We start from the raw sequence: 26673 nt of genomic DNA, 5'->3' as shown, positions 1-26673 counted from the left end.
CCGGGGAGGTCAGCCGACGGGTGTGGGCCGACCGGGGTGGACGCGTCGCTCGGCGGCGGCCCAGTCGAGGTGGTCGCGCGGCTCGTAGCGGCGCAGCGGGTGGGTGTCGCGCAGGAGCGCGCGCATGGCGGCGAGGTCGGGGAGGTCGGCGCCGAGGGCGCGGGCCTGCACCAGCACGTTGCCGAGCGCGGCCGCCTCGCCGGGGCCGGCGAGCACGGGCACGCCCACGGCGTCGGCGGTCAGCTGGCACAGCAGCGTGTTGTGCATGCCGCCGCCCACGACGTGGAGCACGTCGAAGCCCTCGCCCGACGTCTCCGCCGCGGCGCGCAGGTGGCGGCGGTAGGCCACGGCCAGCGAGTCGACGATGCAGCGGGCGACCTCGGCGCGGGTCGTGGGCACGGGCTCCCCGGCGGCCTCGGCGAGGGCGCGGATGCGGGCCGGCATGTCGCCCGGCGGCAGCAGGCTCGCGTCGTCGATGTCGACGACCGTGCGCAGGGCGGGCAGCCCGGCGGCCTCGGCCAGCAGCTGCGGCAGGTCGACGGTCGAGCCGTCGCGCTCCCACGTGTGCACCGACTGCGAGAGCACCCACAGGCCCATCACGTTCTTGAGGTAGCGGACGGTGCCGTCGACGCCGGCCTCGTTCGTGAAGTTGGCCGCCCGGGCCGCCTCGGTGAGCACCGGCGCAGCGAGCTCGAGGCCCACCAGCGACCAGGTGCCCGAGGAGATGTAGGCGAAGCGCTCGTCGCCCGCGGGCACGCCCACGACCGCGGAGGCGGTGTCGTGGGAGCCGACCGCGACGACGGGTACGGCGGGGTCGGCGTCGCTGCGGCCGATGGCGGCGGCGACGTCGGGCACGAGCGTGCCGACCCGGTCGCCGGCGTCGCGCAGCGGCGGCAGGATCGACCACGGGAGGCCGAGGCGCGCGGCCAGGTCGGTGGTCCACGTGCCGGTGCCGGCGTCGTACAGGCCCGTGGTGGAGGCGTTGGTGCGCTCGGCGCCGATCTCGCCCGTCAGCCAGTAGCCGAGCAGGTCGGGCAGGAGCAGCAACGTCTGGGCGGCCTCGAGGGCCGCGGTGCCGCGTGCCGCCGCGAGCTGGAAGACGGTGTTGAACGGCAGGTGCTGCAGGCCGGTGCGGGCGAACAGCTCCTCGGCCGGGACCTCGGCCCAGACGCGCTCGGCCACCCCGTCGGTACGGCGGTCGCGGTGGCTGTGCGGGTTGCCCAGCAGCATGCCGTCGCGGTCGAGCAGGCCGTAGTCGACCGCCCAGGAGTCGATGCCGACGGCGTCGAGCGGACCGGTCGCCGCGATCTTCCGCAGACCCACCAGCACCTCGCGGTGGATGCCGAGCACGTCCCAGTAGAGCGCCCCGTCGACGGGCACGCCGCTGTTGGGGAAGCGGTGCACCTCGGCGAGGTCGAGCCGACCCGGTCCGACGACGCCCACCATGACCCGGCCGCTGGTGGCGCCCAGGTCGACGGCCGCCACCCGGAGGTCACCGGGACGCGGGGTGGGGAGGTCGGTCGTGGTCACGCGGAGGTTCCTCTCGGGGCGGGGCGGGGGTGGGACGGCGAGCCCCGGTGGTCGAGGAGCGAGCGCAGCGAGCGTCTCGAGGCCACGCCCGGGGGCGGGGTGGCCCCGGGACGGCCTGGCGACCCTCGACCACCGGGCGCGTCAGCGCAGGAACGCTGCCGCGACGCCGGCGTCGACGGGCACGTGGAGGCCCGTCGTGTGGGTCATGTCGGGACCGCAGAGCACGTAGACCGCGTTGGCGATGTGCTCCGGCAGCACCTCCTTCTTGAGGATGGTGCGCTGGGCGTAGAACTTGCCCAGGTCCTTCTCCTCCACGCCGTACACGGCGGCGCGGTTCGCGCCCCAGCCGCTGGCGAAGATGCCGGAGCCCTGGACGACGCCGTCCGGGTTCACGCCGTTGACCTTGATGCCGTGGGCGCCGAGCTCGGCGGCGAGCAGCCGCACCTGGTGGGCCTGGTTCGCCTTCGTGGCCGAGTAGGCGATGTTGTTCGGGCCGGCGAAGACGGAGTTCTTCGACGAGATGTAGATGATGTCGCCGCCCATCTCCTGGTCGATCATCACCCGCGCCGCCGCCTTGGAGACGAGGAACGAGCCCTTCGCCATCACGCGGTGCTGGAGGTCGAAGTCCTCGCCCGTGGTGTCGAGCAGCGACTTGCTGAGCGAGAGCCCGGCGTTGTTGACGACGAGGTCGACACCACCGAACGCGAGCACGGCCTCGTCGAGCGCCGCCTGCACGGCGACCTCGTCGGAGACGTCCGCCGCCACGCCGAGGGCGACGTCGGCGCCACCGATCTCGGCGGCCGCGGCCCGGGCCTTCTCCAGGTCCAGGTCGGCGATGACGACGCAGGCGCCCTCGGCGGCGAGCTTCTTCGCCGTGGCCTTGCCGATGCCGCCGGCGGCACCCGTGATGAGGGCGATGCGCGAGGCGAGCGGCTTGGGCTTCGGCATGCGCTGGAGCTTGGCCTCCTCGAGCGCCCAGTACTCGATGCGGAACTTCTCCGACTCGTCGATCGGGGCGTACGTCGAGAGGCCCTCCGCACCGCGCATCACGTTGATGGCGTTGACGTAGAACTCGCCGGCGACGCGGGCGGTCTGCTTGTCCTTGCCGAAGCTGAACATGCCGACGCCGGGCACGAGCACGATGAGCGGGTCCGCGCCGCGGATCGCCGGGGAGTCCGGCGTGGCGTTGCGGTCGTAGTAGCCCTGGTAGTCCTCGCGGTAGGCCGTGTGCAGCTCCTTGAGCCGCGCCTTGGCGTCCTCGACGGAGGCGTCGGAGGGCAGGTCGAGCACGAGCGGCTTGACCTTGGTGCGCAGGAAGTGGTCGGGGCACGAGGTGCCGAGCGCGGCGAGGCGCGGGTGCTCGGCGGAGGCCAGGAAGTCGAGCACGACGTCGGCGTCGGTGAAGTGGCCGACCATCGGGCGGTCGGCGGACGCGATGCCGCGGATCGTGCCGGCCAGCGCGGCGGCCTTGGCGCGACGCTCGTCGGCGGCCAGTGCGCCGTACCCCTCGAGCGCGGGACCGAACGGCTCGGCCTTGCTGTGCTCCGCGATGTAGGCGGCGGCGGTGTCGATGATCCACAGCGAGTTGGCCTCGGCCTCCTCGGAGGTGTCGCCCCACGCGGTGATGCCGTGGCCGCCGAGGATGCAGCCGATCGCCTGCGGGTTCTTCTCCTTGATCTCGGCGATGTCGAGACCGAGCTGGAAGCCGGGACGGCGCCACGGCACCCACACGACCTTGTCGCCGAAGGCCTGCTGCGTGAGCGACGGGCCGTCGGCGGCGGTCGCGATGGCGATGCCGGAGTCGGGGTGCAGGTGGTCGACGTGGGGCGCGTCGACGAGGCCGTGCATGGCCGTGTCGATCGACGGCGCGGCGCCGCCCTTGCCGTGGAGGCAGTAGTCGAACGCGGCGACCATCTCGTCCTCGCGGTCGAGGCCCGGGTAGACGTCGACGAGCGCGCGCATGCGGTCGAGCCGCAGCACGGCCAGGCCCTTCTCGGTCAGCGTGCCGAGGTCGCCCCCGGAGCCCTTGACCCACAGCAGCTCGACCGGCTGGCCGGTGACCGGGTCGGTCTCGGTGCCCTTGGCGGACGTGTTGCCGCCGGCGTAGTTGGTGTTCTTCGGGTCGGCGCCGAGCCGGTTGGACCGGGCGACGAGCTGCTGGGCGGGGGTGAGATCGGTCATCTCGGGTGCGTCCTCTGGGTGGTGAGGGTGTGGGTGGTCAGGAAGGGAGAGCGGGGTGTCAGTTCCAGCTGGCCTGGGTGCCGCCGACGCGCTCGGTCTCGATCTGCTCCTGGTAGCCGTCCGCGGCGTAGGCCTTCATCGGGTGGGCCGGCAGGCCGCGCGACTCGCGCCACTCGGCGAGCGCGGGGCGCACGTCGGTGGAGAACGCGTCCATGAAGATCTCGTGCGCGTCGAGCACCTCGCCGGCCGCCTCGGCGGCGGCGAGCGCCTCGCGGTCGAGCAGCAGGGCCCGGGCCGTCATCTCCTGCACGTTGAGCACGGAGCGGATCTGGCCGGGGATCTTCTTCTCGATGTTGTGGCACTGGTCGAGCATCAGCGCGACCGGGGAGCCCTCGTCGAGCCCGCCGCCGCGGATGACCTCGACGAGGATCCGGAACAGCTGGAACGGGTCGGCCGCGCCGACGATGAGGTCGTCGTCGGCGTAGAAGCGGGAGTTGAAGTCGAACGAGCCGAGCTTCCCGAGCCGCAGCAGCTGCATGACGATGAACTCGATGTTGGTGCCCGGCGCGTGGTGGCCGGTGTCGAGGCAGACCACGGCGCGCTCGCCGAGGGCGCTGACCTGCACGTACGACGTGCCCCAGTCCGGGACGTCGGTGTGGTAGACGGCCGGCTCGAAGAACTTGTACTCGAGCACGAGGCGCTGGTCGGCGCCGATGCGCTCGTAGATCGCGGCGAGCGACTCGTGCAGGCGGTCCTGGCGGCCGCGCATGTCGGCCTGGCCCGGGTAGTTCGAGCCCTCGGCGAGCCAGACCTTGAGGTCGCGCGAGCCGGTGGCGTCCATGACGTCGATGCACTCGAAGTGGTGGTCGATCGCCTTCTGGCGGATCTTCTTGTCCGTGTGCGTCAGGGCGCCGAGCTTGTAGTCGTCGTCCTGGAACGTGTTCGAGTTGACCGTGCCGAGCTCGATGCCGAGGTCCTGGGCGTAGGCGCGCAGGGCACCGAAGTCGTCCACCAGGTCCCACGGGATGTGCAGGGCCACGGCCGGCGCGAGACCGGTGAACCGGTTCACGGTCGCGGCGTCGGCGATCTTCTCGTGCACGGTGCGGGGCGTGCCGGCCGAGCCGAACACCTTGAAGCGGGTGCCCGAGTTGCCGTAGGCCCACGAAGGCACCTCGATGGCCAGCCGCTCGAGCTGGGGGGTGATGTCGGCGAAGCTGGTCATGAGGGAACTCCATCGGTACGGCGGGACGCGGCGTCGGCGGGCGACGGGGCGCTGGTGGTGGTGCTGGTCGGGGTGGTGCCGGTGCGGGGGGCCGCGAGCTGGTCCTCCAGGTGGAAGACCTCCTCGAGGCGGAGGAAGCCGGTGTCGGGGGCCGCGCCGTCGAGGTCGACGAACAGCTCCCCCATCTCGGCCTGCCAGCGGGCGTTGACCTCGGTGGCGGCCATGGCGGCCTGGGCCTCGGCGATGGAGGTGGCGATCTCGACGTACCCGACCAGCAGGCCGTCGGCCCGCAGGAAGAGCGAGTAGTTGTGCCAGCCGGCCTCGTGCAGGGCCTCGAGCATGTCGGGCCACACGGCGGCGTGACGGCGGCGGTACTCGTCGATCCGGTCCGGCTTCACCTGCAGCTGGAAGCAGACGCGCTCCATCGGGACCTCTCAGACGTGGGGGGTATTGAATCGATTTAATCACGACTCCCGCGGCACGCACCTGCGGCTCGCGGCCGGGGGCCGTGGCGCCTCCGAGGTCGTCGGAGGCGCCACAGCCGCTCAGGGGTGCCGGGCGGTGCCGGTGCTGCGGGTCGTGCTGGTGGTGCGGGTCGTGCTGGTGGTGCGGGTCGACCGGTCAGGGCTGGTCGACCACGTGGTGCGGCTGGTGCCGACGCCTCAGAAGCTGAAGTCGTCGATGTTGTCGGCGTTGAAGACGGTGGGCTCGCCGAGGATGACCTCGCCGTTCTCGCCGACCGTGTACTCGCCCAGGTCGCCGGCCTCGAAGGTGTCGCCCTCCTCGCCGGTGATGTCACCGTCGATCAGGGCGTGGGCGGCGTAGGCCGCGAGGTAGCCGAGCTCCTCCGGGTTCCACAGCGCGAAGGCCGTGACGGTGCCGTCCTCGATGAACGGGCGCATCTGGTCGGGCGTGCCGAGACCGGTCAGCGCGACCTGGCCCTTGAAGTCCGACGTGGAGAGGTAGCGCGCCGCGGCGGCGATGCCGACCGTGGTGGGCGAGATGATGCCCTTGAGGTTCGGGTGCGTCTGGAGCAGCGCCGCCGTCTTGTCGAACGAGGTCTGGTCGTCGTCGTCGCCGTAGACGGTCTCGACGAGCTCGATGTCGGGGTAGCTGGCCGCCAGCTCCTCCTCCATCAGGTCGATCCAGGCGTTCTGGTTCGTGGCGTTGGCCGCGGCCGAGAGGATCGCGACCTCGCCCTCGCCACCGATCTGCTCGGCGACCAGGTCGACCTGCGCCTTGGCGATGCCCTCGGCGGAGGCCTGGTTGATGAAGACGTCGCGGTACTCGGCGTCGACGTCGGAGTCGAACGTGACGACCTTGACGCCGGCGTCACGCGCCTCCTCGAGCGCGTCGCCCAGGGCGGTCGGGTCGTTGGCCGAGATGACCAGCGCGCCGACGCCCTGCTGGGCGGCCGTGTTGATGAACGGCACCTGCGCGTCGGGGGTCGCCTCGGTCGGGCCGACCTCCTCGAAGGAGCCACCGAAGGCGTCGACGGCGTTCTGGCCGCCGGTGCTCGACGCGTCGAAGTACGGGTTGCCCAGGTTCTTGGGCAGGAAGGTGATCGTGGCGTCGTCGCCGCCACCGCCGCCGCTACCGCCGTCGTCGCCGCCACAGGCGGTCAGGGCGGCGCTGGCGGCGAGCGTGAGGGCCACGAGGGTCGTGGCGCGCTTCGAGTGGAACTTCATCGTTCTTCCCTTTCGGTGGTGCTGTGGACGACGCAGGTCGCGGCGGTCGAGACCTGCTGGAGGCGCTGAGGGGGGTGGCGCAGCGGGAGCCGCGCTCCGCCTATGTGTCGCCTCTGGTTCTCCTGGGCAGACGCCCCGAGGCCCAGGAGAGCAAGCGGGGGATGATCACGGACGCGATCAGGAGCACGCCCGTGACGATGTTGGTGACGTTCTGCGTCTGGCCCTCGAGGCGCATCGCGCTGGCGATGACCCCGATGAGCAGGACGCCCGCGATGACGCCGTGCAGCGCACCGCGGCCACCGAAGATGGACACCCCGCCGAGGAGCACGGCGGCGATGACCTGCAGCTCCATGCCCGTGGCGGAGTCGCCGCGGGAGAGGTCGAAGCGGAGCGTGTAGTAGACGCCGGCCAGTCCGGAGACGGCGCCGGCGAGCATGAAGAGCACCAGCTTGGTGCGGGCGACGTCGACGCCGCTGAAGCGCGCCGCCTCGTCGTTGAGCCCGATCTCGAAGACGCCGCGGCCGAACGAGGAGAAGTGCAGCAGCAGGGCGAAGACGACCGCGAGCACGAGGAAGACCACGAGCCCCTGCGGGTAGCTGGTCTCGCCGATGCGGTCGGTGACCCGGTCGGCCCACTCGTCCGGGAAGCCGGTCTTCGCCTCGGTGCCGAGCAGGCCCACCGCGATGCCGCGGTAGAGCGCGAGCGTGCCGATGGTGACGGCGAGGGAGGGCAGCCCGACGTACCCGACGAGGAAGCCGTTGAAGGCCCCGCAGACCGCGCCGATCGCGATGGCGGCGAGCGCCGCGACCGGGAACGAGAAGCCCGCGTCGGTGAACAGCACCCCGGTGAAGGCGCTGGTGAGCGCCACGGTGCTCGCCACCGACAGGTCGATCTCGCCGGTGATGATGATGAGCGTCATCGGCAGCGCGATCAGCAGGATCGGCATGAGGTCGAGGAAGAGGTAGTAGACCGTCAGCGGACCGTCGAAGTTCGGCACGTTGACGTTCGCCCAGACGAGCACCACCACGAGGAGCGCGATGATCGCGGTCTCCCGGGTGAGCAGCAGGCGCTGCCAGGCGGGGCGGGCGTACGACGCGTAGGTGCGCGCCGAGCCGTCACCGCCGCCGGCGGGCCGCTTCGTCAGCGGCGTCTTGGTGGGGGTGGAGGCGGACATCAGCCTTCCCTCTCTTCGTCGTACTTGCGTGACTGGCGGAGCGCGAGCACCCGGTCGAGCACGACGGCGCCGAGGATGAGGGCACCGACGACGGCGCGCTGCCAGAAGTCGGGGATGCCGAGGATCGGCAGGGCCCGGTTGATCGTGACGAGCAGGACCGCGCCGATGGCCGCACCCCACACCGTGCCGCTGCCGCCGAAGATCGCGACGCCGCCGATGACCGCGGCGCCGACGGCCTGCAGCTCGATGCCGTTGCCGACGCCCGAGCTGACGGTGCCGTAGCGGGCGGCGTGGACCACGCCGGCGAGACCGGCGAGGGCGCCGCAGAGCACGAACGCGGTGAGCACGCGGGTCGGCACCTTGAGGCCGTAGAGCTTCGCGGCGTCGGGGTCGGAGCCGATGGCGTAGAGCTCGCGGCCGGAGCGCGCGGTGTGCAGGTAGTAGCCGACGACGGCCACCACCGCGACCGCGACGATCGTGAGCAGCGGGATCGTCAGGACCTGCTTCGTGCCGAGCGCGAGGAACCCGCTGGGCATGTCGCCCGCGTTGATCCGGTCGCTGCCGGCCCAGGTGAGCATGATGCCGCGGTAGACGTACATCGTGCCGAGCGTGATGACGAGCGCCGGCACCTGGCCGTAGGCCACGAGCACACCGTTGACCAGGCCGAGGACCGCGCCGAGCGCGACGCCGGCCAGCACCACGACGATGATCGGGATGCCCGGCACGTCGATGAAGAGGCGGCCCGTGAGGTAGGCCGTCAGCGCCATGGTCGAGCCCACCGAGAGGTCGACGCTGCGTGTGACGATCACCATCATCTGGCCCGCGGCGAGCAGCAGCAGGATCGACGGGGTCAGCAGCAGGTCGCGCCACCCGTCGGCCGACAGCAGGAAGCTGTCGTTGCGCACCGTCGCCACGGCGACGACGACGAGCAGCACGACGGCGACGGCGATCTCGCGGGAGCGCAGCGCGCCGCCGAGAGCCCCGCGCACGGCGGCGCCGCGGCCCGGCGTACCGCCGCCGGCACCCGGGGTGGGTGCCGACTTGGTCAGGGTGGCGCTCACGCGCCCACCTCCTTCAGGAGAGCGTCCGGCAGCACGGGGGTGAGCTCGGTGGGTACGGCGCCCGCGGTCGCGGCCTTCATGACCGACTCGGGGGTGGCCTCGGTGCGGTCGAGCTCGGCGGTGATCTGGCCCTCGCGCACCACGAGCACGCGGTCGGCCATGCCGAGCACCTCGGGCAGCTCGGAGCTGATCATCAGGATCGCGAGGCCCTGGCCGGCGAGGTCGGAGAGCAGGCGGTGGACCTCGGCCTTGGTGCCGACGTCGATGCCGCGGGTGGGCTCGTCGATGATCAGCAGCTGGGGCTCGGTCGCGAGCCACTTCGCGATGACGACCTTCTGCTGGTTGCCGCCGCTCATCGTGGTGGCGGCCATGTCGAGCGCGTTGGTCTTCACCTCGAGGCGACCGGCCCAGGGGCCCGACGCCTTGTTCTCGGCGCGGCCCGTGAGCAGGCCGAGCGAGCTGAGCTGGCGGCGGATCACGCTGGCGACGTTGCGCGCGACGGAGGCGTCGACGACGAGGCCCTGCTTGCGGCGGTCCTCGGGCACGAACGCCATGCCGGCGGCGATGGCGGCACGCGGGCGGCGGGGCCGCACCTTCTTGCCGCGCATCGTGACGGTGCCCGCGTCGTACGCGTCGACCCCGAAGACGGCCCGCGCGATCTCGCTGCGCCCGGCGCCGACGAGGCCGGCCAGGCCGACGATCTCACCGGCGCGCACGTCGAAGGAGATGTCGCGGAAGGTGCCGGCGGAGCGGAGGCCGCGGACCTCGAGCACGGGCTCGCCGATGGTGGCGACCGTCTTGGGGAAGAGCTCGCCGACCTCGCGACCGACCATCATCTCGACGATCGCGTCGGGGGTGGTCGTGGCGATGTCGGTCGTGGCGACGTACGCCCCGTCGCGCATCACGGTGACGCGGTCGCAGAGGGCGAAGACCTCCTCGAAGCGGTGCGAGATGAAGACGAGGCCGCGACCCTCGTCGCGGAGGCTGCGGGCCACCGCGAAGAGGCGCTCGACCTCGACGCCGCTGAGCGCGGCGGTCGGCTCGTCCATGATGAGGAGGCGCGCGTCGAGCGAGATGGCCTTGGCGATCTCGATGATCTGCTGGTCGGCGATGGAGAGGCCGAGCGCCGGGCGGCGCGGGTCGATGTCGACCCCGAGACGCTCGAAGATCTCGGTGGTCTCCTTCAGCATCGCGGCGCGGTCGATGCGACGGCCGCGACCGAGGGGCTGGCGGCCCATGAAGATGTTCTCGGTGACCGAGAGGTCGGGGAAGAGCGTCGGCTCCTGGTAGATCACGGCGATGCCGGCGCCCTTGGACTCGGCGGTCGACGTGAAGTCGACGTCCGCGCCCTCGAAGCGGAGCGTGCCGCCGTCGCGGCGGTGCACGCCGGCGACGATCTTGACGAGCGTGGACTTGCCGGCGCCGTTCTCGCCCACGAGGGCGTGGATGGAGCCGGACTCGACCGTCATGGTGCCGGAGCGCAGGGCCGCGACCGGGCCGAACGACTTGCGCACGTCGGCCATCTCGAGCACCGGGGTGGCCGGTGCCGAGGGCGTGGACGGGGTGTCGGACATGGGATCGCTTCCTCGGGTTCTGGGGGCTCTCGCGCCGCCGTTAAATCGTTTCAATATGAGCGGCGTCACGCAACCTATGACGGGGGTCACGAGCCTGTCAACCACTGAGATTGAATCGTGTTAACGTCCCGGCCATGCCTCAGGCCCAGGTGCGTGACGTCGCCCGCCTGGCTGGTGTGTCCCCCGGAACCGTCTCCAACGCGCTCAACCACCCGGAGAAGGTCTCGCCCTCCACGCGCGAGCGCATCCTCTCCGCCATCGCCGAGCTGGGCTTCGTGCCGAACGACGCCGCCCGCCAGCTGCGGCGCGGCACCAACGCCTCCATCGGCATGATCGTGCTCGACATCGCCAACCCGTTCTTCACCGCGGTCGCCGGCGGGGTCGAGGCGAAGCTCGCCGAGGTCGGGCGCCCCCTGGTGCTCGCCAACAGCGGCCAGGACCACGCCCGCGAGATCGCCTACCTCGACCTCTTCGCCGAGCAGCGGCTCTCCGGCGTGCTCGTCACGCCGGCCGGCCAGGTGCTCGACCGGCTCCGACGCCTGCGCGACCGCGGCACCGCGATCGTCGTCGTCGACCGCAAGACGGGTGCCTCGGAGTTCTCCTCGGTCTCCGTCGACGACGACCTCGGCGGACGCCTCGCCACCCAGCACCTCCTCGACGTCGGCCGCCGCCGCATCGCCTTCGTCGGCGGACCCGCCAGCCTCAGCCAGATCAGCCACCGCATCGGCGCGGCCCGTCGCACCGTCGAGGAGTTCGGCGCCGGCGAGATCGTCCACCTCGACGGCCCCACCCTCGACGTCGAGGCCGGCCGCATCGGCGCCCGACGCCTCCTCGAGCTGCCGGCCGCCGAGCGCCCCGACGCGATCTTCGCCGCCAACGACCTCATCGCCCTCGGCGCGCTGCAGGCGCTCATCATGGCCGGGGTGCGCGTGCCCGACGACGTCGCGATCGTCGGCTACGACGACATCGAGTTCGCCGCCGCGGCGGCCATCCCGCTCACGTCGGTGCGCCAGCCGGCCGTCGCCATGGGCGGCGCCGCCACGACGCGCCTCCTCGACGTCATCGCCGACCCGACTGGCTCGACGGTGGAGCACATCGTGCTCGAGCCGGAGCTGGTCGTGCGGCAGTCGTCCAGCGGCTGAGGGCTCGCGAAAGATCTGACGCACCAGGCGCGTCGAGGGCTTCACGCCGTACGGCGGGCGCGCGGCCGGGCCGGACCCCGCGAAAGATCTGACGCACCAGGCGCGTCGAGGGCTTCACGCCGTACGGCGGGCGCTCGGCCGAGACAGTGATCGAGCGTGGCGGACCGATGCGGCTCCGGCGGCGCCCTTGGCACAGGCGTCCGCCACACTCACGCCGACGGTTCGACCCGGGCGCCCACCGTGGCGGACCGATGCGCCATCCGACCCCTCGGCGATGCGCCCGTCCGCCACACTCCGATCGACGGCCCGTCCGCCACCCTCCGCGACGCCCGACCGTCCGTCGGCCTAGCCGTGCAATGCCGCGCGCACCCGCTCCCCCAGCGCCCCCGGCAGGGCGGCGGCGCGGGTCTCGGCGTCGAAGCCCAGCTCCTGCGCGAACTCGAGGAGCGAGGCGGCACGGACCGGGTCGACGGGGGCGCCGTCGCCGGTGAGCACCATGACGGCGGCCGTGAACGCGGCCTCGCCGTGGCCGAGGTCGGCCGCCTGGAGGTAGAGGCCGAGGGCCCGGACGGAGTCCCGCGGCAGGCCGCGGCCGGTCGCCCAGTGGACGGCGAGGTTGTAGACCGCGCGGGGGTGCTCCGCGTTCGCCGCCTGCTTGAGGTGGTCGAGCGCGAGGCGCTCGTCGAGCCGCACGCCGCGGCCGCTGGTGTAGAGCACCGACAGCTCGAAGTGGGCGTCGGCGTTGCCGCGGAACGCCGCGGTCTGCTGGTCGGCGGCTGCGGCGACCGCGTCCTGCGGGAACCCGTAGCCCTTGAACCGCATCCACCCGCGCAGCACGTGCGCGGCGCCGGTGGGATCGTCCTCCGTCAGCCGGTCGATGCGGCGCGCGGCCGCGTCGCGCTCGTCCGCCAGACCCGCGAAGTAGGCCTCGCGCACCCATCGCATCGCTCCCTCGCGCGACCCGAGGTCGTCGGCCCGGCGGTACGCCGCCACGGCGCTCTCGGGGTCGGCCGCTCCCTCCTCGGGGCGTCGGTGCCAGTCGCCGAGGTCGATCCACGCGTCGGCGGTCCCGGCGCGGGTCCAGGCCTCCACCATGACCTGCGCCGCGTCGCGCGGCAGCAGGCCGAGCCCGTGGTCGAAGCGCTGGAACGCGCCCCGCAGGCGCCGGGCCGCCGCGAGCAGGGTCTCCGAGCTGCTCGCCGGGTCGGCGAGGGCGACGGCGGCCTCGTCGTACGCCGAGCCCTGCGACTGCCCCGCCGCGGCCGAAGCGGTCGCCGCAGCGGGTACGGCGGGAGCCGCCGCCGGCGCGGGGGCCGCGCCTGACTTGTCCCAGACGACGACGCCGTCGGCGTTGCGGATCCACCAGGTCTGGCCCGACGCCCACAGCACCGCGAAGCCGACGGGCAGCCCGAGGTAGCGCGCGAGCTCGGGGCGACGGGCCCACAGGTCGCGGCCGGTCACCGTGGTGGTCGCGCCCGACGGCGTGGCCGAGCGGCCGACGTACCAGCCGGAGTCGAGCTCGCCGGCGGGCTCGCGCCGCACGAGGTGGACGTCGTCGAGGTCGAGCGCGCCCTCCTCGACGGTGAGGGTGGTGAGGAAGTTGACCGACTGGCGGCCGACGCGGCAGAAGGCGCACATCTCTTTCTGCTGGTGCATGACCTCGAGGGCGGGCGCGACGTCCCAGACGGGCACGTTACCGGGCTGGCGCAGGTCGAGCGCCGCGATCCGCAGGCCGCCGCCCTGGGTGCTGCGGCTGAGCGAGGTCCACCAGAAGCCGTACCAGACGCCCTTGCCGTCGGCGATGCGGTCGGCGGGCTGGCGGGCCCAGGCGTCGACGAGGTCCTGGCCGTGGGCGGCGTAGGTCGCCGGGACCGTCGCCCAGACCCGGGTCCCGTGCGCGTCGGCCTCGACCACGACGGCGGAGGGTGCGCCGTCGGCCCACCAGCGAGCGGCGTCCGCGGCCGGCGGGGGCCACGCGAGCCGGGCGTTCGCGATCGGGTCGAGCGCAACCACCCCGCCCTCGGCGGCGAGCGCGACGTACCAGTGCCCGGGGCCCTGCGCGCGGTCGACGCCGACGAGGAGGTAGGTGCCGTCGCCGCCGGCCGCGACCCGGGCGGCGATCTCCTCGGGGGTGGTCTGCTGCAGCGGGCGCCCGACGAGGGTGGCGAGCTGGGCCTCCGAGGGTCCGGTGGGGGTGGCCGGCGCGACGGGGCTGCCGCGCAGGACACCGATCATGGACGCGACCGCCGACGCGGCGTGGTTCACGGGCCGCTGGGCCAGCGTCTCGGCGGACGTCCGGGCACCCCCGGCGTACGCCTGCCGCAGCTCGGCCGCGCTGAGGCTCGACTCCCGCACGTACGCCGACCCGTCGGGGCCGACGACGGCCTGCGCGCCACCCCGACCGGGGGTCCAGACGTGGGCCACCCCGCCCTCGAACCGGCTGTGGGTGCGGACGGTCTCGCCGTCGACGTCCAGCAGCCGGGCGGCCGTCGCGGCGAGGTGGGGGTGGGCGGTGGTCCAGGAGGCGTCGGGCACGAGACCCAGAATGGACCCTGGCCAGCTCGACCAAACCTCCTCACCCGACCCAGGAGAGCAGATGCGCATCCGCACCGTCACCGGAACCGTCGCCCAGGACCCTGAGGAGGTCCCCGACGCCCCGCGCGGTGCGTCGGTGCGCTTCACGGTGGTCGAGCGCACCGGCGCCTACCTGCGCGGCGACTGGGTCGCGCACCCGACGCCGACCACCCACCACGTCGAGGTGCCCTTCCCGCTCAGCACCGCCGCTGCCTCCACCCTGGCCCGCGGCACCGAGGTGATCCTCGTCGGCAAGGAGCACACGGAGCTGCGCGCAGCCGGGGGCGCCCAGGTGGAGGTCCGCATGGTGCGGGCCGACTACCTCGGCGTCCTGCTGTCGGCGGGCCAGCGTGTCAGCGTGGAGCCCACGGGAACGACCGGCAGCTGGTGGCCCGCCGACTACTGAGCACGCTCACCCCTCGTCCGGCGTCGTCGCCGCGACGACCTCCACCTGGGCCGGCAGGTCCTCGGCCCGCAGGTCGACCACGAACAGGCGCAGGTCGTCCGGGTCGCAGGTGTACCCGACCCCCGCACCGTCGCGGCGCGCGCCGACCCGGTCGCCGTCGACCTCGACGTACGTCACGGGCGACCGGCCCACGTCGCCGCTGCCCCGGGTGTCCGTGCACTGCGGCAGCAGCCAGGCGAAGCGCCGGTACGACGGGGGTGGCGCCGCCACCTCGACGTCGTCCCACTCCGACTCCTGCGTCACCACCAGCGTGACGGGCGCGGTGATCTCGACCGCCGGGCGGTCGGGCGCGAGCGGGCCGGGCGCGTCGACGTCGAGCGGCACCTCCCGGTCCTGCCGCACCTCGGCGAGGACCGCGGGGAGGTCGTCGGCCGCGACGTCGAGCACGAAGGCGACCAGCTCGGCCTGCGCGCAGGCCACGCCGGTGTCCTCCTCGGGGAAGCCGATGCCGATCCGGCCGTGGTCGGCGGTGAGGAAGGGGTCGCCCGCCACGGAGCACGTGTCGGCGACGAGCTGGAACCGGCGGTCGCCGGCCGCGAGGTCCGGCAGGTCGACGTCGGCCAGCTCGGGCCGGAGGTCGTCGCCCGCGCGCACCTCCACCGGGTCGTCGTCGCCGGGCCGGCCGCGGAGGTCGTCGTCGACCCGCTCGGCCACCACGACCTCGGTCGGCACCGCCGCCTCCCGGTTGCCGGTCCCACCAGTGTCGCCCGTCCCCCCGGTCCCCGCGGCTCCCCCGCCGCAGCCGCCGAGCGCGAGCGCCAGCCCCAGCACGGTCACGGGCAGCACGGCCGCCGGTCCCCCTCGTCGCGTCATGGGGGTACGACGGCCGCCAGCGCCCGGGGGTTCCGCCGCGGCGCACGACGCCGACGAGTGTCGGAGCGGTCGGTAAGGCTACCCTCACCTCCGTGTCGTTCTCCGCCGGTGGTCCCGTCAGCCGCACCCGCCGCCATGCGTGAGTACGGCCCCTTCCCCGACCCGGGTCCCGGGCCCGCCGCGCCGGTCCCGACCGGCGGCGCGCTGCTGCGCCGCACGCTGAACCGGCACCGCCGTCGCCTCGCCGCCTCGTTCGCGCTCATCTCGACGTGGCAGGTCTGCGAGGCCCTCGTCCCGGTGGCGATCGGCCTGGTCATCGACCGGGCCGTCGCGACCGGCGACCTGCGCAACCTGCTGCTCTCGGCCGTCGGGCTCTCGCTCCTCTTCGTGGTGCTCAGCTACTCCTACCGCTTCGGCTCCCGCCTCGCCGTCCGCGTCATGCAGACCGAGACCCACCGCATCCGCACCGAGGTCGCCGACCACGTGCTGGCCCCCGACGGCGCCCGCACCGGCCGCCTCCCGGGCGAGGTGCTGGCCCTCGCCACGGGCGACGCGGAGGTCGCGACGCAGGTGGTGCGCCAGGTGGCGCAGGCGTGCGCCGCCGTGTGCGGCCTGGTCGTGGCCGTCGCGCTGCTCGTGCGCATCGACCTCGTGCTCGGCCTCGTCGTCGCCGTCGGCATGCCGACCGTCCTGCTGCTCTCCCAGTCGATCGCGCCGAGCCTCGGGCGCCGTACCACCGTCGCGCAGGCCCGCATCGCCCGCGCCTCGGGCCTGGCCACCGACCTCGTCACCGGCCTGCGCCCGCTCAAGGGCGTCGCGGCGGAGGACGTCGCCCTCTCCCGCTACCGCGTCGCCAGCGGCGAGGCCGCGCGGGCCGGGGTCGCGACGGCACGCTCCGAGGGGCTCCTGTACGGCGTGACCGCCGGCGCGTCGATGGTCTTCCTCGCCGTCGTGGCCCTGCTGGCGGGCCTGGGCGCGGCCGACGGCCGGCTCACCATCGGCGAGCTCATCGCCGTCGTCGGGCTCGCCCAGTTCCTCGCCGAGCCGCTGCAGATGTGCGCCGCCCTCATCGCGGCCCTCGCCTCGTCGCGCGCGTCGGCGACCCGCGTCGTCGACTTCCTCGCCACCGACCCCCTCGAGACCCACGGCGAGGTCGAGGCCCTCGGCGGCGCGCCGGTCCTGACCCTCGACGGCGTCACCGCCGGACCGCTGCGCGGGCTCGACCTGCACGCCGCCCCCGGAGAGCTGGTCGGCGTCGTCGTCGACGACCCCGCCGTCTCCGCCACGCTGCTCGCCCTGCTGCGCACCGAGACCGCGGCGACCGCGGGCGCCGTACGCCTCGGGCCCGTCGAGGTGGCCGCGCTGAGCGGCGCCGTCCGCCGCCGTCACCTGCTGGCCCCGTCGCACCGCGTGGACCTCTTCGAGGGCACGCTCGTCAGCAACATCGACCCCACGGGCGACCTGCCCGCCGACCGGCTCGAGGCGGTGCTCACGGCCTCGGCGGCCGACGAGGTCGTGGGGCTGCACGAGGACGGCCTGGCCACCTTCGTCGCCGCCAACGGCACCACGCTCTCGGGCGGGCAGCAGCAGCGCGTGGCCCTGGCCCGTGCCCTGGCCGCCGACCCGCCGGTGCTCGTGCTCGACGACCCCACCACCGCGGTCGACGCCGTCACCGAGGTGCGCATCGCGGAGGGCCTCACCCGGCTCCGGCACGCCGACCGGCCCGACGGCGACGCGCGCACCACGGTCGTGCTCACCTCCAGCCCCGCCCTGCTCGCGCAGGCACACCGGGTCGTCCACGTGCGCGAGGGCCGCGTCGTCGCCAGCGGCACGCACGCGACCCTCGTAGAGGACGCGACCTACGCCCGGGCGGTGCTCCGATGAGCGCCGAGCAGCAGCAGCAGGGGCAGCCCGGGCAGCCGGGGAAGGACCCCCACGCTCCCGACCTGCTGCCCGTGGCCACGGCCCGGGCCGCCGCCCGTCGCGCCTGGCTGGCGTTCGCCGGGCACCGGCGTCCGCTGGCGGTCGCCGGCCTCATGTTCGCGCTCTCCGGGGCCGCGGGGCTCGTGGCGCCGGTCGTGTTCGGCCGCATCGTCGACGCCGTCACCTCCGACGCCGCCACCGACGCCCGCGAGGTCGTGTGGTGGGGCGCCGCGGCGATCGTCGTGGCCGCGCTCGTCGAGCTGGTCGCCACCACCGCCTCCGTCACGTTCCTGGCCCGCGCGGGCCAGCCCGCCCTGGCCGGGCTGCGCGAGGACGTGCTCGACCGTGCCCTCCACCTCGACCACCAGCGCGTCGAGGCGGCCGGCGAGGGCGACCTGCTCTCGCGCGTCGGCGACGACGTCCGCGTGCTCACCGACGCCCTCAACCAGATCGTGCCGCTGCTGGTGCGCTCGCTCGTCGCGATCGTCTTCACCGGCGTCGGCCTGTTCGCGCTCGACTGGCGCCTCGGGCTCGCCGGACTCGCGACGCTGCCCTTCTACGCGCTCGGACTGCGCTGGTACCTCCCCCGCTCGGGCCCGATCTACCGCGCCGAGCGCGAGGCCAACGGCGCCCGCGCCCAGGCCCTCGTCACCGCCATCCACGGCAGCGCCACGCTGCGCGCCTTCGGGCTGGGCGGCACCCACCGCGACCGCGTCTCGGCGTCGTCGTGGCAGGCCGCCAACCTCTACCTGCGCGTCGTCGACCTGCTCAACCGCTTCGGCGCCCGCACCAACCGCTCCGAGCTGATCGGCCTGCTGCTCGTGCTGGGCACCGGCTTCTTCCTGGTGCGCGGCGACCTCGGCACCCCCGTGACCGTCGGCGCAGTGACCACCGCGGCGCTCTTCTTCCACCGCCTCTTCAACCCGCTCGGCGTCATCCTCATGGTGTTCGACGAGGTGCAGTCCGCCGGCGCGTCGATGACGCGCCTGGCCGGGGTGGCCGACATGCCCGTGGCCGTCGCGCGCCCCGACGTACGACGCCCCGCCACCGCCCGCCTCGAGATCAGCGGGGTCGGGCACGCGTACGACGGGGACCGCTGGGTGCTCGCCGACGTCGACCTCGTCGTCGAGCCCGGCGAGCGGGTCGCCGTCGTCGGGGCGACGGGGGCCGGCAAGTCGACGCTCGGCCAGATCGTCGCCGGGCGCATCGACCCGGCGGCCGGCGACGTGCGGATCGACGGCGTGCCGCTGGCCGACGTGCTGGCGGCGCGGGGCGGCGACGTACCGGTCGCGCTCGTCACGCAGGAGGTGCACGTGTTCGCCGGCACCGTGCGCGACAACCTCACGCTCGTGACGGACGACGCCGACGACGCCCGGCTCTGGTCGGTGCTCGAGCGGCTCGGTGCGGCCGGCTGGGTGCGGGCGCTGGGCGGCCACGGCGGCGAGGAGGCGTCCGGGCTCGACACCGTGGTCGGCGAGGGCGGCACCCCGCTCACCACGGCGCAGGCGCAGCACCTCGCGCTGGCGCGGGTCGAGCTTGCCGACCCCTCCGTCGTCGTGCTCGACGAGGCCACCGCCGAGGCGGGCTCGGCGGGCGCCCGCGAGCTGGAGCGCGCCGCCACCGCCGTGACGGACGGCCGCACCACGCTCACCATCGCCCACCGCCTCACCCAGGCGGAGACCGCCGACCGGGTGCTCGTCATGGCCGGGGGCCGCGTCGTCGAGGCGGGGCCGCACGCCGAGCTCGTCGCGGCCGACGGCGTCTACGCCCGGCTCTGGGCGGCCTGGCGCGGGTGAGTCGTCGCTGCGCTGCGCCCACCCACCGGGCATGCTGGAGCGGTGACCTCCCCGAGCTCGAGCGCTGACCAGCCCAGCACCGAGCGCGTCCGTGTGCTCGTCACCGGCGCCTCGGGCTTCATCGGCCGCCGACTGGCCCCCGCGCTGCTCGACGCGGGCTTCGACGTGCGGGCGATGACCCGCAACCCCGACACCTACGAGGGCGCCGGCACGCCGGTGTTCGGCGACGTCTCCGACGCCGCCACGCTGGCCGAGCCGCTCACCGGCATCGACATCGCCTACTACATGGTGCACTCGCTCGACTCCGGCGACTTCGAGCGCAAGGACGCCGAGGCGGCCCGGGCGTTCAGCCAGGCCGCAGCCGCCCTGGGCGTCCGCCAGATCGTCTACATGGGCGGGCTCGGCGACGAGGCCGACGGTCTCTCCCCCCACCTCCGCTCGCGCCGCGAGGTCGAGAAGCTGCTCGGCGAGTCCGGCGTGCCGGTGACCGTGCTGCGCGCCGCGATCGTCGTCGGCCACGGCGGCATCTCGTGGGAGATCACCCGCCAGCTCGTCGACCGCCTGCCCGCCATGGTGGCCCCGCGCTGGGTGAAGACGCGCACGCAGCCCATCGCCGTCGACGACGTGGTGCGCTACCTCGTCGGCGTCGCCGACCACGAGGACGCCGTCGACCGGGTCTTCGAGATCGGCGGTCCCGACCAGCTCGACTACATCGGCATGCTGCGCGAGGCCTCCAAGGTCGCCAAGGGGCACGCGCCGCCGATCGTCCCGGTGCCCGTGCTGACGCCGCGGCTCTCGTCGTACTGGCTGGCCTTCGTCACCGACGTCGACCGCATGACCAGTCGCAACCTCGTCGACTCGATGGGCACGGAGGTGGTCGTGAAGGACCACTCGATCCGCGACATCGTGCCGGGCGAGCCGTTGTCGTACGCCGAGGCCGTGCGCCGTGCGCTCGCCGAGCGCGCCCAGGAGCAGGCCGACGACCTCGCGGCCCAGTCCGCCGACGCCGAGGCGGCCGCCCGGTCGGGATCGACCGGCGAGACCCCGGCCTGACCTCCTGACCGGGGCGGTCGGGATCAGACCCCGAAGAGCGCCGGCAGGATGAAGAGCATGCTCACCGACCACGTGATGTGGGTGAGCGCGGGCGCGAGGATGCCGCCCGTGATGCGCCGCTGGTGCGCCGTCACGTAGCCGATGAGCAGGGCCGCGAACGCCAGCATCGGGTTGCCCGTCGCGAGGGTGGCGACGGCGTAGACGAGCGTCGTCACGATCTCCTTGTGGTGCGGCACCGCGTCGTAGAGGGCACCGCGGAAGAAGATCTCCTCCGCGACCCCGTTGATCGCCGTGACGGCCACGATGAGCACGAGCGGGGTGTCGGAGGCGTAGCCGAGCACGCCGCGCACCGCGTCGGCCAGCGGCCCGATCTCGCGCACCACCAAGCCGCCCACCACGAAGAGGGCGGAGAGCGCGAGGCCGAGCACGAACGGGCCGAGCCAGGGGCGTACGCCGGGGGGCGGCTCCGGCTCGGTGATGCCCGCGGCGCTGGTGGGCGCCTCCTTGCGGGCCGGGAGCAGCGGCCCGACCCGACCGAGGTGCACCGGACCGGCCAGGAAACCGCCGACCGTCCACACCCCGGCGAGCAGGAGGGTGAGCAGGTAGAACGTCGTCGAACCGGGGTCGACCCGGAGCAGGAACCCGAGGATCGTCGCGCCGACGACGGCGACGCCGACGGTCGTCAGCTGCTGCCGCGTCACCATGCGGCCCACACTACGGAGGCCCCCCACGCGGGTTCACCCCTCGGAACGAGCCGTCACTGCACGGCCGGGAGGAGCTCCTCCTCGGAGACGATCTCGTCGTCCGCCGGCACCTCGAAGTCGAAGGCCTCGTCGTGCTCGCTGAAGCGGACGGTGCCGGCGTTCTCGCCCGACGACTCGGCCAGCAGGATCCACGGGGTGCCCTCCGTGGCGATCCAGGCGGTCGTCGTACCGGCCTTGTCGAGCGCCAGCGCCGGCTCGCCGTCGACGTCGCCCTCCTCGCCGACGGTCCACCCGGCGTCGGCGAAGGTGGCCGGGTCGAACTCGTCGCCGGCGAGGGTCGAGACGCCGTCGGTGCAGATGCCCAGGAGGCTGGAGGTGCCGGGGTCCGACGAGCCCTCGATCCATCGGCCGTCGGCCGTGGCGACGATCTCGGCGGCCGCCTCGGCGCTCAGCCCGGAGGCTGACCAGTAGCCGGCGTCCGGGCGCAGGAAGACCCGGTCGTCGGCGCTGAGGATCTCGGCGGTGACACCGCCGCCGGTGAACTCGCCCTCGCACTCGCCGGCGTCGTTGATGCGGAGGTCGATCTGCAGGTTGGACGGTCCGGTGCCGCGGTCGACCACGAGGTGCACCGACGTGAGGTCCGACATCGCGGCGTTGACCTGGGTGCCGATCTCCTCGATCGACTCCGACGCGAGGCCGTTCTCCTCCGCCGCCTCCCCGTCGCCGTCGTCGCCGCTCGTGACCTGCCAGACGACGAGCGCACCGCCCACCACCACGACAGCCGCGACGGCGGCCGCGACGAGGCGTCGGCCGCCGGCACGCCTCGGCGCGGAGACGCCGCCCTTGGTGAGCGTCACGGCGCCGGGCGTCGTCGTGGTCTCCGCGCGCTCGTCGGAGGCCTTCGTGGTGCTGGCGGCCTCAGCGGGCTCGGTGGTCTCCGCCGGCTCCGTGGTCGGGTCGTCCGGGTTCGGGTCCTTCAACACGCGCGCTCCGATCGACGTCCGTCGTGCGACGCGTCACACCGACGCGCCCTGGCAGACCGTACCGCCGGACCCCAGACCCGGCGGCCGGTACGACGCCTCAGCTGAGACCCACCTCGGAGGAGGGCACGACGCCCCGCTCGTCGGGGTCCGGGACGGTGACCGGGGCGTCGTACACCAGCTGGTCGACCACCAGGGCGCGCCCGTCGCGCGGCGCCAGCACCTGCACGTAGCGGTGGTCGCCGGCGGCCCCGACCCAGGCCGTGGTCGTGCCGAGGTCGGAGGTGCGGCTGACCTGCACCACGTGGGTGCCGGCGAGGGTCTCGAGCGGGCCGACCTCCAGCGCGGCGGCGCTGCTGTCGGTGCCGCCCGCGAAGATCTGGCCGCCGAGCGCCTCGACCGCCGCCTGGCAGGCGAGGGCGACGTCGGTGAGGCCCGAGGCGACGTCGAGCGCGACCCACCGGTCGGCGGTGCGCTCCACGATCGCGGCCGCGGCGATGGTCCCGTGGCCGAGCGCCTCGAGCAGCGGCTGGTCGAACCGGGCGTAGACGAGGCCGCCGATGCGCAGCACCTCGACGCTGCCGTCGCCGACCCGGACCGTGCCCACGCAGTCGGACTCCCCGTCGACCGCCACGTCGGCCTCCACCTCGAGGCCGTCGTGGGTCGTGCGCACCCGCGCCTGCAGGCTGCGCACATCGGCCATGTCGGCCAGCGCGGCGGCCGCGATCGAGTCCGCCGGCAGGCCCGCGAACCGCTGGGCGGCGGCGGGGCTGTCGTCCACCCCGGCGCCGGCGACGGGCTCGCCCTCGGCCGCGGCGGCGGGCTCCTCGCTGCTGCACCCGCTGAGCGCCGCGAGGCCGAGCGCGGCGACCGCCAGCCCGTGGGCGGCGCGGCGCAGGAGGGGGCCGCGGACCGTCGTACGCGTGGGTGCGGAGGGGCCCGGGGGGATGCTCCTGGTGCTCACACCCGCCCCCAACGAGCGTCGCGCCGATCCGTCACCGACGGGGACGACCGGTCCGTACCAGCGACCGTCCGGGAGCCGGACGGAGCCGTCTCAGCGCAGCAGCTGCTCGTCGACCCAGGCGGGCACGATCTGGCCGGCCATCCCGTGGCGCGCCTCGTGGAACATGGAGCGGCCCTCGCTCGGCACCAGGTTCAGCTCGAGCGTGTGGGCGCCGTACGCGCGGGCCACCTGCACGAAGCCCGCGGCCGGGTAGACGGCGCCGGACGTGCCGATCGACACGAAGAGGTCGGCCTCGGCCAGCGCGTCCTCGATCTCCTGCATGCGGTAGGGGATCTCGCCGAACCAGACCACGTCGGGACGCAGCTCGCACGAGCCGCACGCGGGGCAGGGCGGGTAGTCGCTGAGGCCCTCGACCCACGCCGTACGACGTCGGCAGGCCGCGCAGAGGGCGGAGTTGAGCTCGCCGTGCATGTGCACGAGGCGGGTGCTGCCCGCGCGCTCGTGCAGGTCGTCGATGTTCTGGGTGACGAGGAGGAGGTCGTCGCCGAGGTGCTCCTCGAGCTTGGCCAGCGCGTGGTGGGCCGGGTTGGGCACCACGTCGGCGAGCGCGGAGCGGCGCGCGTCGTAGAAGGCCTGCACCACCGACGGCTGGGCCTCGTAGGCCTCGGGGGTCGCCACGTCCTCGACCCGGTGGCCCTCCCACAGACCGTCGGAGTCGCGGAAGGTGGGCACTCCCGACTCGGCGGAGATGCCCGCCCCGGTCAGCACGACGATGCGCATGGCGGTCATTGTGACCTACGTCGTACGGCGCCGCGCACGTCGTCCCCGCGTCGGGACGCGGCGCCCCTGGAATCCCGGGCGCGCGCGTGGTGTTCTGTGCGGCATGGCACTCAAGGGAGAGTACGAGCCGAGCCCGTCGGACTGGGTCCGCGAGCAGGTCGAGACGTACGAGAAGTCGGGCGGCACCGAGGGCACCACGCTCCAGGGGGTGCCCGTCGTGGTCATCACCTCGGTGGGGGCGTCCTCGGGCAAGCTGCGCAAGAACCCGGTGATGCGGGTCGAGCACGACGGGGTCTACCTCGCCGTCGCGTCGAAGGGCGGCGCCCCCGAGCACCCCGCCTGGTACGCCAACTTCGTGGCCCACCCGATCGTCGAGCTGCAGGACGGGCCCGACAAGCGCGAGTACGTCGCGAGGATCGTCGAGGGTGACGAGCGCACGTCCTGGTGGGAGCGCGCCGTACGGGTGTGGCCCGCCTACGACGAGTACCAGACCAAGACCGACCGCCAGATCCCGCTGTTCGTCCTCGAGCCCGCCTGAGCCCCGCGGGCGGCGGGGGCCGACCTCGCCGCCCGGCCGGGTGCCCCTGCACGCCCCGGTGTAACGCGGTGTCCGAGCTACTGCACACGTGTTGTGACGCGTGTGCAATGACCTGGACACCGCGTTACCCGTGCGCGGGCGGGTCGAGCCGACCGGCCGACCGGGGCGCCCGCCGTACGGCGGGGTGGCTCAGGCCTGGCGGGCGATGGAGACCGCGAGCGCGACGAGGTGACCCATGCGGGCCAGCTCGGAGTCGAGGAAGTCGGGTCCGCCGCGGCGGCCGACGACGATCAGCTCGTCGTCCACCGGCACGCCGCACAGCACGTTGACCTCGTCGCCGGGGGCGTCGATGCGGGTCGGGCGCTCCAGGGTCGCCCAGCGGACGGAGCCGGGCGCGGCGCCCGTCGCGTGCAGCACCTCGGCGTGCTGGAGGTCGGCCCCCGGACGCACGCGCGCGCCCCAGTCGGCGCGGAACGTGACGGGCAGCAGGTCGACGAGCCGGTCGAGGGCCTCGTGGGGGTGGGCCGTGAGGTCCTCCACCGCCTCGAGGTCGAGGAAGAGGTTGCCGCCCGCGGCGTACCGGCTGATCCACACCACCCGGACGCCGTCGAGGGCGTTGCAGGCCGAGACGATCGAGTCGGGCATCGCCCCCGGCGCGGTCTCGAGGAGCACGTCGTCGACCGCCGTGCCGTCGCCGCGGTGCTCCACGATCTCGATGGCCTCGATGTCGCCACCGGCCTCACCGATCGCGCTCGCGACCCGGCCGAGCGAGCCCGGGACGTCGGGCAGCTCGACGCGCAGCAGGAATGGCATGTCTGGCTCCCGGGGTCGGTCCGGCTCGACACGATATCCGCACAACGGGGTCGCCGGGTGCCATGACGCCACGAGTCGGCCCTCACACCCGGCTGACATGATGAGCGCGCACTTCTCACACGATCCACACAGGGGGCTGACGCATGCGTCGTCGACTGATGGCCGTCGGGGCCGCGAGCGTCGCGCTCGTGCTCGCGGGCTGCACGTCGGACCCGTCCACCGTTCCGGACGACCCGCACGAGCTCGCGCCGTCGCAGCCGCCGGTCGACGAGGCCCGGGTCACGGTCGACACCTACCCCGCCGTCGTCGACCCCGCCGTGCTCGAGCAGACCGCCGGCGCGACCACCGAGACCGTCAGCGACCAGGCCGCCGAGGTGCACCTCGCGTGGCCCCAGCTCGGGCTCCCCGTGCTCGACGCCGCGCTGAGCGAGGACGCCGCCGCCCGCACCGCGGCCTACCGCGCCGCGCACCCCGACCTGCCCACCACGCCGCCCCCGCCCGGTGACACCGCCGGTTCGACCGCCGAGCTCAACGGCACGTGGAGCCTCGTGGGCTCCGACGACGCCGTCGTCGGCGTGCTCGCCGACACCTACGTCGTCGACGAGGACGGGCGTGAGCAGAGCTGGTCGACGACCTGGTACGACGCCGAGGCCGGCACGATCGTGCCCGGCGCCGCGCTCGTCGACGACGCCGACGCCCTGGCGGAGGCCGTCACCGAGGCGCTGGAGGGCCAGCCGACCGTCGACCCGGCGCGCCTCGCCGGCGTGCTCGCCACGGGCGCCCCCGTCGTCGCGTTCACCGAGAACGGCGAGCTGTTCGTCGGGTTCGACGAGTTCCAGGTCGCGCCCGGCAGCGAGGGGCGCATCACCGTCGTGCTCACCGTCGACCAGACCGACGACCTGCTCTCCGACCTGGGCGAGCAGGCCCGCGACTCCCTCCTCGACCCCGGCACCCCACCGGCGGCGCCGGGCGCCGGGGCGGTCGCCGTACCAACGGAGGCCCTCCCCAGCGAGGGCACGAGCCCGGGGGCGACGCTGTCCGAGCCCGCGGTCGACTGCGCCGTTCTCCAGTGCGTCGCGCTGACGTTCGACGACGGTCCGGGAGCGGACACGCAGCGCCTGCTCGCGACGCTCGGCGCCTCCGACGCCACGGCCACGTTCTTCCTGCTCGGCCAGCAGGTCGCCACCTTCCCGGAGGCCGCGCGCGCCATCGCCGTGGCCGGGCACGAGGTCGGCGTGCACACGTGGGACCACAAGAACCTCACCCGCCTCACCTCCGCCCACGTCGAGCGCGAGATCGACCGGACCACGACCGTCATCGAGGACTCCCTCGGCGTGACGCCCACGTTGTTCCGTCCGCCGTACGGCGCCACCGACGACGCCGTGACCCGCCGGGCGACCGCGGCCGGCCTCGCCGAGGTGCTGTGGTCGGTCGACCCGGACGACGGGTCCGTCGACGACCCGGCCGTCGTGGCCTCCCGCACGGTCGACGCGGCGGTGCCCGGCGCGATCATCCGCCTGCACGACACGCGCACCTCGACGGTCGACGCGGTGCCCGCGATCGTCGCCGGGCTCCGCGAGCGCGGCTTCACGCTGGTGACGGTGAGCCAGCTGCTCGGCGAGGTGGAGCCGGGCTCGACCTACACCCAGCGCCCGGTCGGCTGAGGCTCCGCTCCTCCTCCAGCCGCCCGCGCGCCA

22 protein-coding genes are annotated in these 26673 nt (G+C 74.0%); 7 read left to right on the top strand and 15 right to left on the bottom strand.

Features of this window, described 5'->3' with window-relative positions; translation table 11 throughout:
* Positions 1–9: 9 nt before the first annotated feature.
* The 8 genes from K329_RS0121270 to K329_RS28620 form a co-directional block, all read right to left on the bottom strand.
* A complete protein-coding gene (locus K329_RS0121270) occupies positions 10–1530 on the bottom strand; it encodes a rhamnulokinase (protein WP_245596639.1) in 1521 nt (506 codons plus the stop codon).
* A gap of 141 nt (positions 1531–1671) precedes the next feature.
* Entirely contained in the window at positions 1672–3711 is a 2040-nt protein-coding gene (locus K329_RS0121265) for a bifunctional rhamnulose-1-phosphate aldolase/short-chain dehydrogenase (protein ID WP_028474611.1), read from the bottom strand.
* A 58-nt stretch (positions 3712–3769) separates the two neighbouring features.
* Positions 3770–4933: an L-rhamnose isomerase gene (gene rhaI, locus K329_RS0121260; RefSeq protein WP_028474610.1), complete on the bottom strand. Its 1164-nt coding sequence runs from the start codon at positions 4931–4933 to the stop codon at positions 3770–3772.
* The gene (locus K329_RS28630) at positions 4930–5358 is read right to left on the bottom strand and encodes an L-rhamnose mutarotase (protein WP_084541493.1); all 429 of its coding nucleotides are present in this window, start codon (positions 5356–5358) and stop codon (positions 4930–4932) included. Before K329_RS28630 ends, rhaI begins: the two co-directional genes overlap by 4 nt.
* Before the next feature lie 237 nt (positions 5359–5595).
* On the bottom strand, positions 5596–6621 hold the full coding sequence (gene rhaS, locus K329_RS0121250; protein ID WP_028474609.1) for a rhamnose ABC transporter substrate-binding protein: 1026 nt from the start codon (positions 6619–6621) through the stop codon (positions 5596–5598).
* 100 nt (positions 6622–6721) lie between these two features.
* Positions 6722–7795, bottom strand: a complete 1074-nt coding sequence (locus K329_RS0121245; protein WP_028474608.1) for an ABC transporter permease — start codon at positions 7793–7795, stop codon at positions 6722–6724.
* Positions 7795–8856 carry an ABC transporter permease gene (locus tag K329_RS28625; RefSeq protein WP_245596637.1) on the bottom strand — a complete coding sequence of 354 codons (1062 nt, stop codon included), beginning with the start codon at positions 8854–8856 and terminating at the stop codon, positions 7795–7797. Before K329_RS28625 ends, K329_RS0121245 begins: the two co-directional genes overlap by 1 nt.
* A complete protein-coding gene (locus tag K329_RS28620) occupies positions 8853–10430 on the bottom strand; it encodes a sugar ABC transporter ATP-binding protein (RefSeq protein WP_052337199.1) in 1578 nt (525 codons plus the stop codon). Before K329_RS28620 ends, K329_RS28625 begins: the two co-directional genes overlap by 4 nt.
* A 134-nt stretch (positions 10431–10564) precedes the next feature.
* On the opposite strand from K329_RS28620, the gene K329_RS0121230 reads away from it, so the two are divergent.
* A complete protein-coding gene (locus K329_RS0121230; protein ID WP_028474607.1) occupies positions 10565–11572 on the top strand; it encodes a LacI family DNA-binding transcriptional regulator in 1008 nt (335 codons plus the stop codon).
* A gap of 345 nt (positions 11573–11917) precedes the next feature.
* Here K329_RS0121230 and K329_RS29975 read toward each other — a convergent pair whose 3' ends face one another.
* Complete coding sequence (locus K329_RS29975) at positions 11918–14107, bottom strand: tetratricopeptide repeat protein (RefSeq protein ID WP_052337198.1); 2190 nt, start codon at positions 14105–14107, stop codon at positions 11918–11920.
* Between the two features lie 61 nt (positions 14108–14168).
* Here K329_RS29975 and K329_RS28610 point away from each other — a divergent pair, with 61 nt between their 5' ends.
* On the top strand, positions 14169–14552 hold the full coding sequence (locus K329_RS28610) for a hypothetical protein (RefSeq protein WP_043644363.1): 384 nt from the start codon (positions 14169–14171) through the stop codon (positions 14550–14552).
* Positions 14553–14558: 6 nt separating this feature from the next.
* Here the strand turns inward: K329_RS28610 and K329_RS31545 are convergent, their stop codons facing one another.
* The gene (locus K329_RS31545) at positions 14559–15425 is read right to left on the bottom strand and encodes a hypothetical protein (protein WP_211225926.1); all 867 of its coding nucleotides are present in this window, start codon (positions 15423–15425) and stop codon (positions 14559–14561) included.
* A 135-nt stretch (positions 15426–15560) separates the two neighbouring features.
* On the opposite strand from K329_RS31545, the gene K329_RS0121210 reads away from it, so the two are divergent.
* The 3 genes from K329_RS0121210 to K329_RS0121200 are packed head-to-tail and all read left to right on the top strand — an operon-like array spanning position 15561 to position 20197.
* On the top strand, positions 15561–17309 hold the full coding sequence (locus K329_RS0121210; protein WP_052337197.1) for an ABC transporter transmembrane domain-containing protein: 1749 nt from the start codon (positions 15561–15563) through the stop codon (positions 17307–17309).
* Positions 17306–19144 (top strand): ABC transporter ATP-binding protein, encoded by a 1839-nt coding sequence (locus K329_RS0121205; protein ID WP_084541492.1) that lies wholly within the window; start codon positions 17306–17308, stop codon positions 19142–19144. The genes K329_RS0121210 and K329_RS0121205 overlap by 4 nt, the downstream gene beginning before the upstream one ends.
* A gap of 42 nt (positions 19145–19186) precedes the next feature.
* The gene (locus tag K329_RS0121200) at positions 19187–20197 is read left to right on the top strand and encodes an NAD(P)H-binding protein (protein ID WP_052337196.1); all 1011 of its coding nucleotides are present in this window, start codon (positions 19187–19189) and stop codon (positions 20195–20197) included.
* A gap of 23 nt (positions 20198–20220) precedes the next feature.
* Here K329_RS0121200 and K329_RS28605 read toward each other — a convergent pair whose 3' ends face one another.
* The 4 genes from K329_RS28605 to K329_RS0121180 all read right to left on the bottom strand — a co-directional run bounded on the left by K329_RS28605 (position 20221) and on the right by K329_RS0121180 (position 23625).
* Positions 20221–20901 carry a CPBP family intramembrane glutamic endopeptidase gene (locus tag K329_RS28605; protein WP_157571863.1) on the bottom strand — a complete coding sequence of 227 codons (681 nt, stop codon included), beginning with the start codon at positions 20899–20901 and terminating at the stop codon, positions 20221–20223.
* A 53-nt stretch (positions 20902–20954) separates the two neighbouring features.
* Positions 20955–21884: a hypothetical protein gene (locus K329_RS0121190; RefSeq protein WP_028474602.1), complete on the bottom strand. Its 930-nt coding sequence runs from the start codon at positions 21882–21884 to the stop codon at positions 20955–20957.
* Between the two features lie 97 nt (positions 21885–21981).
* Positions 21982–22845, bottom strand: a complete 864-nt coding sequence (locus tag K329_RS0121185) for a hypothetical protein (RefSeq protein ID WP_028474601.1) — start codon at positions 22843–22845, stop codon at positions 21982–21984.
* A gap of 90 nt (positions 22846–22935) precedes the next feature.
* On the bottom strand, positions 22936–23625 hold the full coding sequence (locus tag K329_RS0121180) for an NAD-dependent deacylase (RefSeq protein WP_211225925.1): 690 nt from the start codon (positions 23623–23625) through the stop codon (positions 22936–22938).
* A gap of 103 nt (positions 23626–23728) precedes the next feature.
* Between K329_RS0121180 and K329_RS0121175 the strand changes: the two genes are divergently transcribed.
* Positions 23729–24163, top strand: a complete 435-nt coding sequence (locus K329_RS0121175; protein ID WP_028474599.1) for a nitroreductase family deazaflavin-dependent oxidoreductase — start codon at positions 23729–23731, stop codon at positions 24161–24163.
* A gap of 189 nt (positions 24164–24352) precedes the next feature.
* Here K329_RS0121175 and K329_RS0121170 read toward each other — a convergent pair whose 3' ends face one another.
* Positions 24353–24976, bottom strand: a complete 624-nt coding sequence (locus tag K329_RS0121170; protein WP_043644358.1) for an ACT domain-containing protein — start codon at positions 24974–24976, stop codon at positions 24353–24355.
* A gap of 143 nt (positions 24977–25119) precedes the next feature.
* Between K329_RS0121170 and K329_RS29970 the strand changes: the two genes are divergently transcribed.
* Positions 25120–26640: a polysaccharide deacetylase family protein gene (locus K329_RS29970; RefSeq protein WP_084541491.1), complete on the top strand. Its 1521-nt coding sequence runs from the start codon at positions 25120–25122 to the stop codon at positions 26638–26640.
* The last annotated feature ends 33 nt before the right edge of the window (positions 26641–26673 follow it).

The organism is Nocardioides alkalitolerans DSM 16699 (assembly GCF_000426525.1).
Classification (GTDB): domain Bacteria; phylum Actinomycetota; class Actinomycetes; order Propionibacteriales; family Nocardioidaceae; genus Nocardioides; species Nocardioides alkalitolerans.
This window is presented reverse-complemented; position numbering and strand designations above follow the sequence as displayed.

What these genes read in the sequence shown, in the direction of transcription:
- rhaI (WP_028474610.1), bottom strand. Translation starts at nt 4,933, where the DNA reads ATGACCAGCTTCGCCGACATCACCCCCCAGCTCGAGCGGCTGGCCATC.
- K329_RS0121180 (WP_211225925.1), bottom strand. Translation starts at nt 23,625, where the DNA reads ATGCGCATCGTCGTGCTGACCGGGGCGGGCATCTCCGCCGAGTCGGGA.
- K329_RS0121230 (WP_028474607.1), top strand. Translation starts at nt 10,565, where the DNA reads ATGCCTCAGGCCCAGGTGCGTGACGTCGCCCGCCTGGCTGGTGTGTCC.
- K329_RS28605 (WP_157571863.1), bottom strand. Translation starts at nt 20,901, where the DNA reads ATGGTGACGCGGCAGCAGCTGACGACCGTCGGCGTCGCCGTCGTCGGC.
- K329_RS0121265 (WP_028474611.1), bottom strand. Translation starts at nt 3,711, where the DNA reads ATGACCGATCTCACCCCCGCCCAGCAGCTCGTCGCCCGGTCCAACCGG.
- K329_RS0121210 (WP_052337197.1), top strand. Translation starts at nt 15,561, where the DNA reads ATGCGTGAGTACGGCCCCTTCCCCGACCCGGGTCCCGGGCCCGCCGCG.
- K329_RS29970 (WP_084541491.1), top strand. Translation starts at nt 25,120, where the DNA reads ATGCGTCGTCGACTGATGGCCGTCGGGGCCGCGAGCGTCGCGCTCGTG.
- K329_RS28610 (WP_043644363.1), top strand. Translation starts at nt 14,169, where the DNA reads ATGCGCATCCGCACCGTCACCGGAACCGTCGCCCAGGACCCTGAGGAG.
- rhaS (WP_028474609.1), bottom strand. Translation starts at nt 6,621, where the DNA reads ATGAAGTTCCACTCGAAGCGCGCCACGACCCTCGTGGCCCTCACGCTC.
- K329_RS28630 (WP_084541493.1), bottom strand. Translation starts at nt 5,358, where the DNA reads ATGGAGCGCGTCTGCTTCCAGCTGCAGGTGAAGCCGGACCGGATCGAC.
- K329_RS0121170 (WP_043644358.1), bottom strand. Translation starts at nt 24,976, where the DNA reads ATGCCATTCCTGCTGCGCGTCGAGCTGCCCGACGTCCCGGGCTCGCTC.
- K329_RS0121205 (WP_084541492.1), top strand. Translation starts at nt 17,306, where the DNA reads ATGAGCGCCGAGCAGCAGCAGCAGGGGCAGCCCGGGCAGCCGGGGAAG.
- K329_RS0121175 (WP_028474599.1), top strand. Translation starts at nt 23,729, where the DNA reads ATGGCACTCAAGGGAGAGTACGAGCCGAGCCCGTCGGACTGGGTCCGC.
- K329_RS28620 (WP_052337199.1), bottom strand. Translation starts at nt 10,430, where the DNA reads ATGTCCGACACCCCGTCCACGCCCTCGGCACCGGCCACCCCGGTGCTC.
- K329_RS31545 (WP_211225926.1), bottom strand. Translation starts at nt 15,425, where the DNA reads ATGACGCGACGAGGGGGACCGGCGGCCGTGCTGCCCGTGACCGTGCTG.
- K329_RS0121245 (WP_028474608.1), bottom strand. Translation starts at nt 7,795, where the DNA reads ATGTCCGCCTCCACCCCCACCAAGACGCCGCTGACGAAGCGGCCCGCC.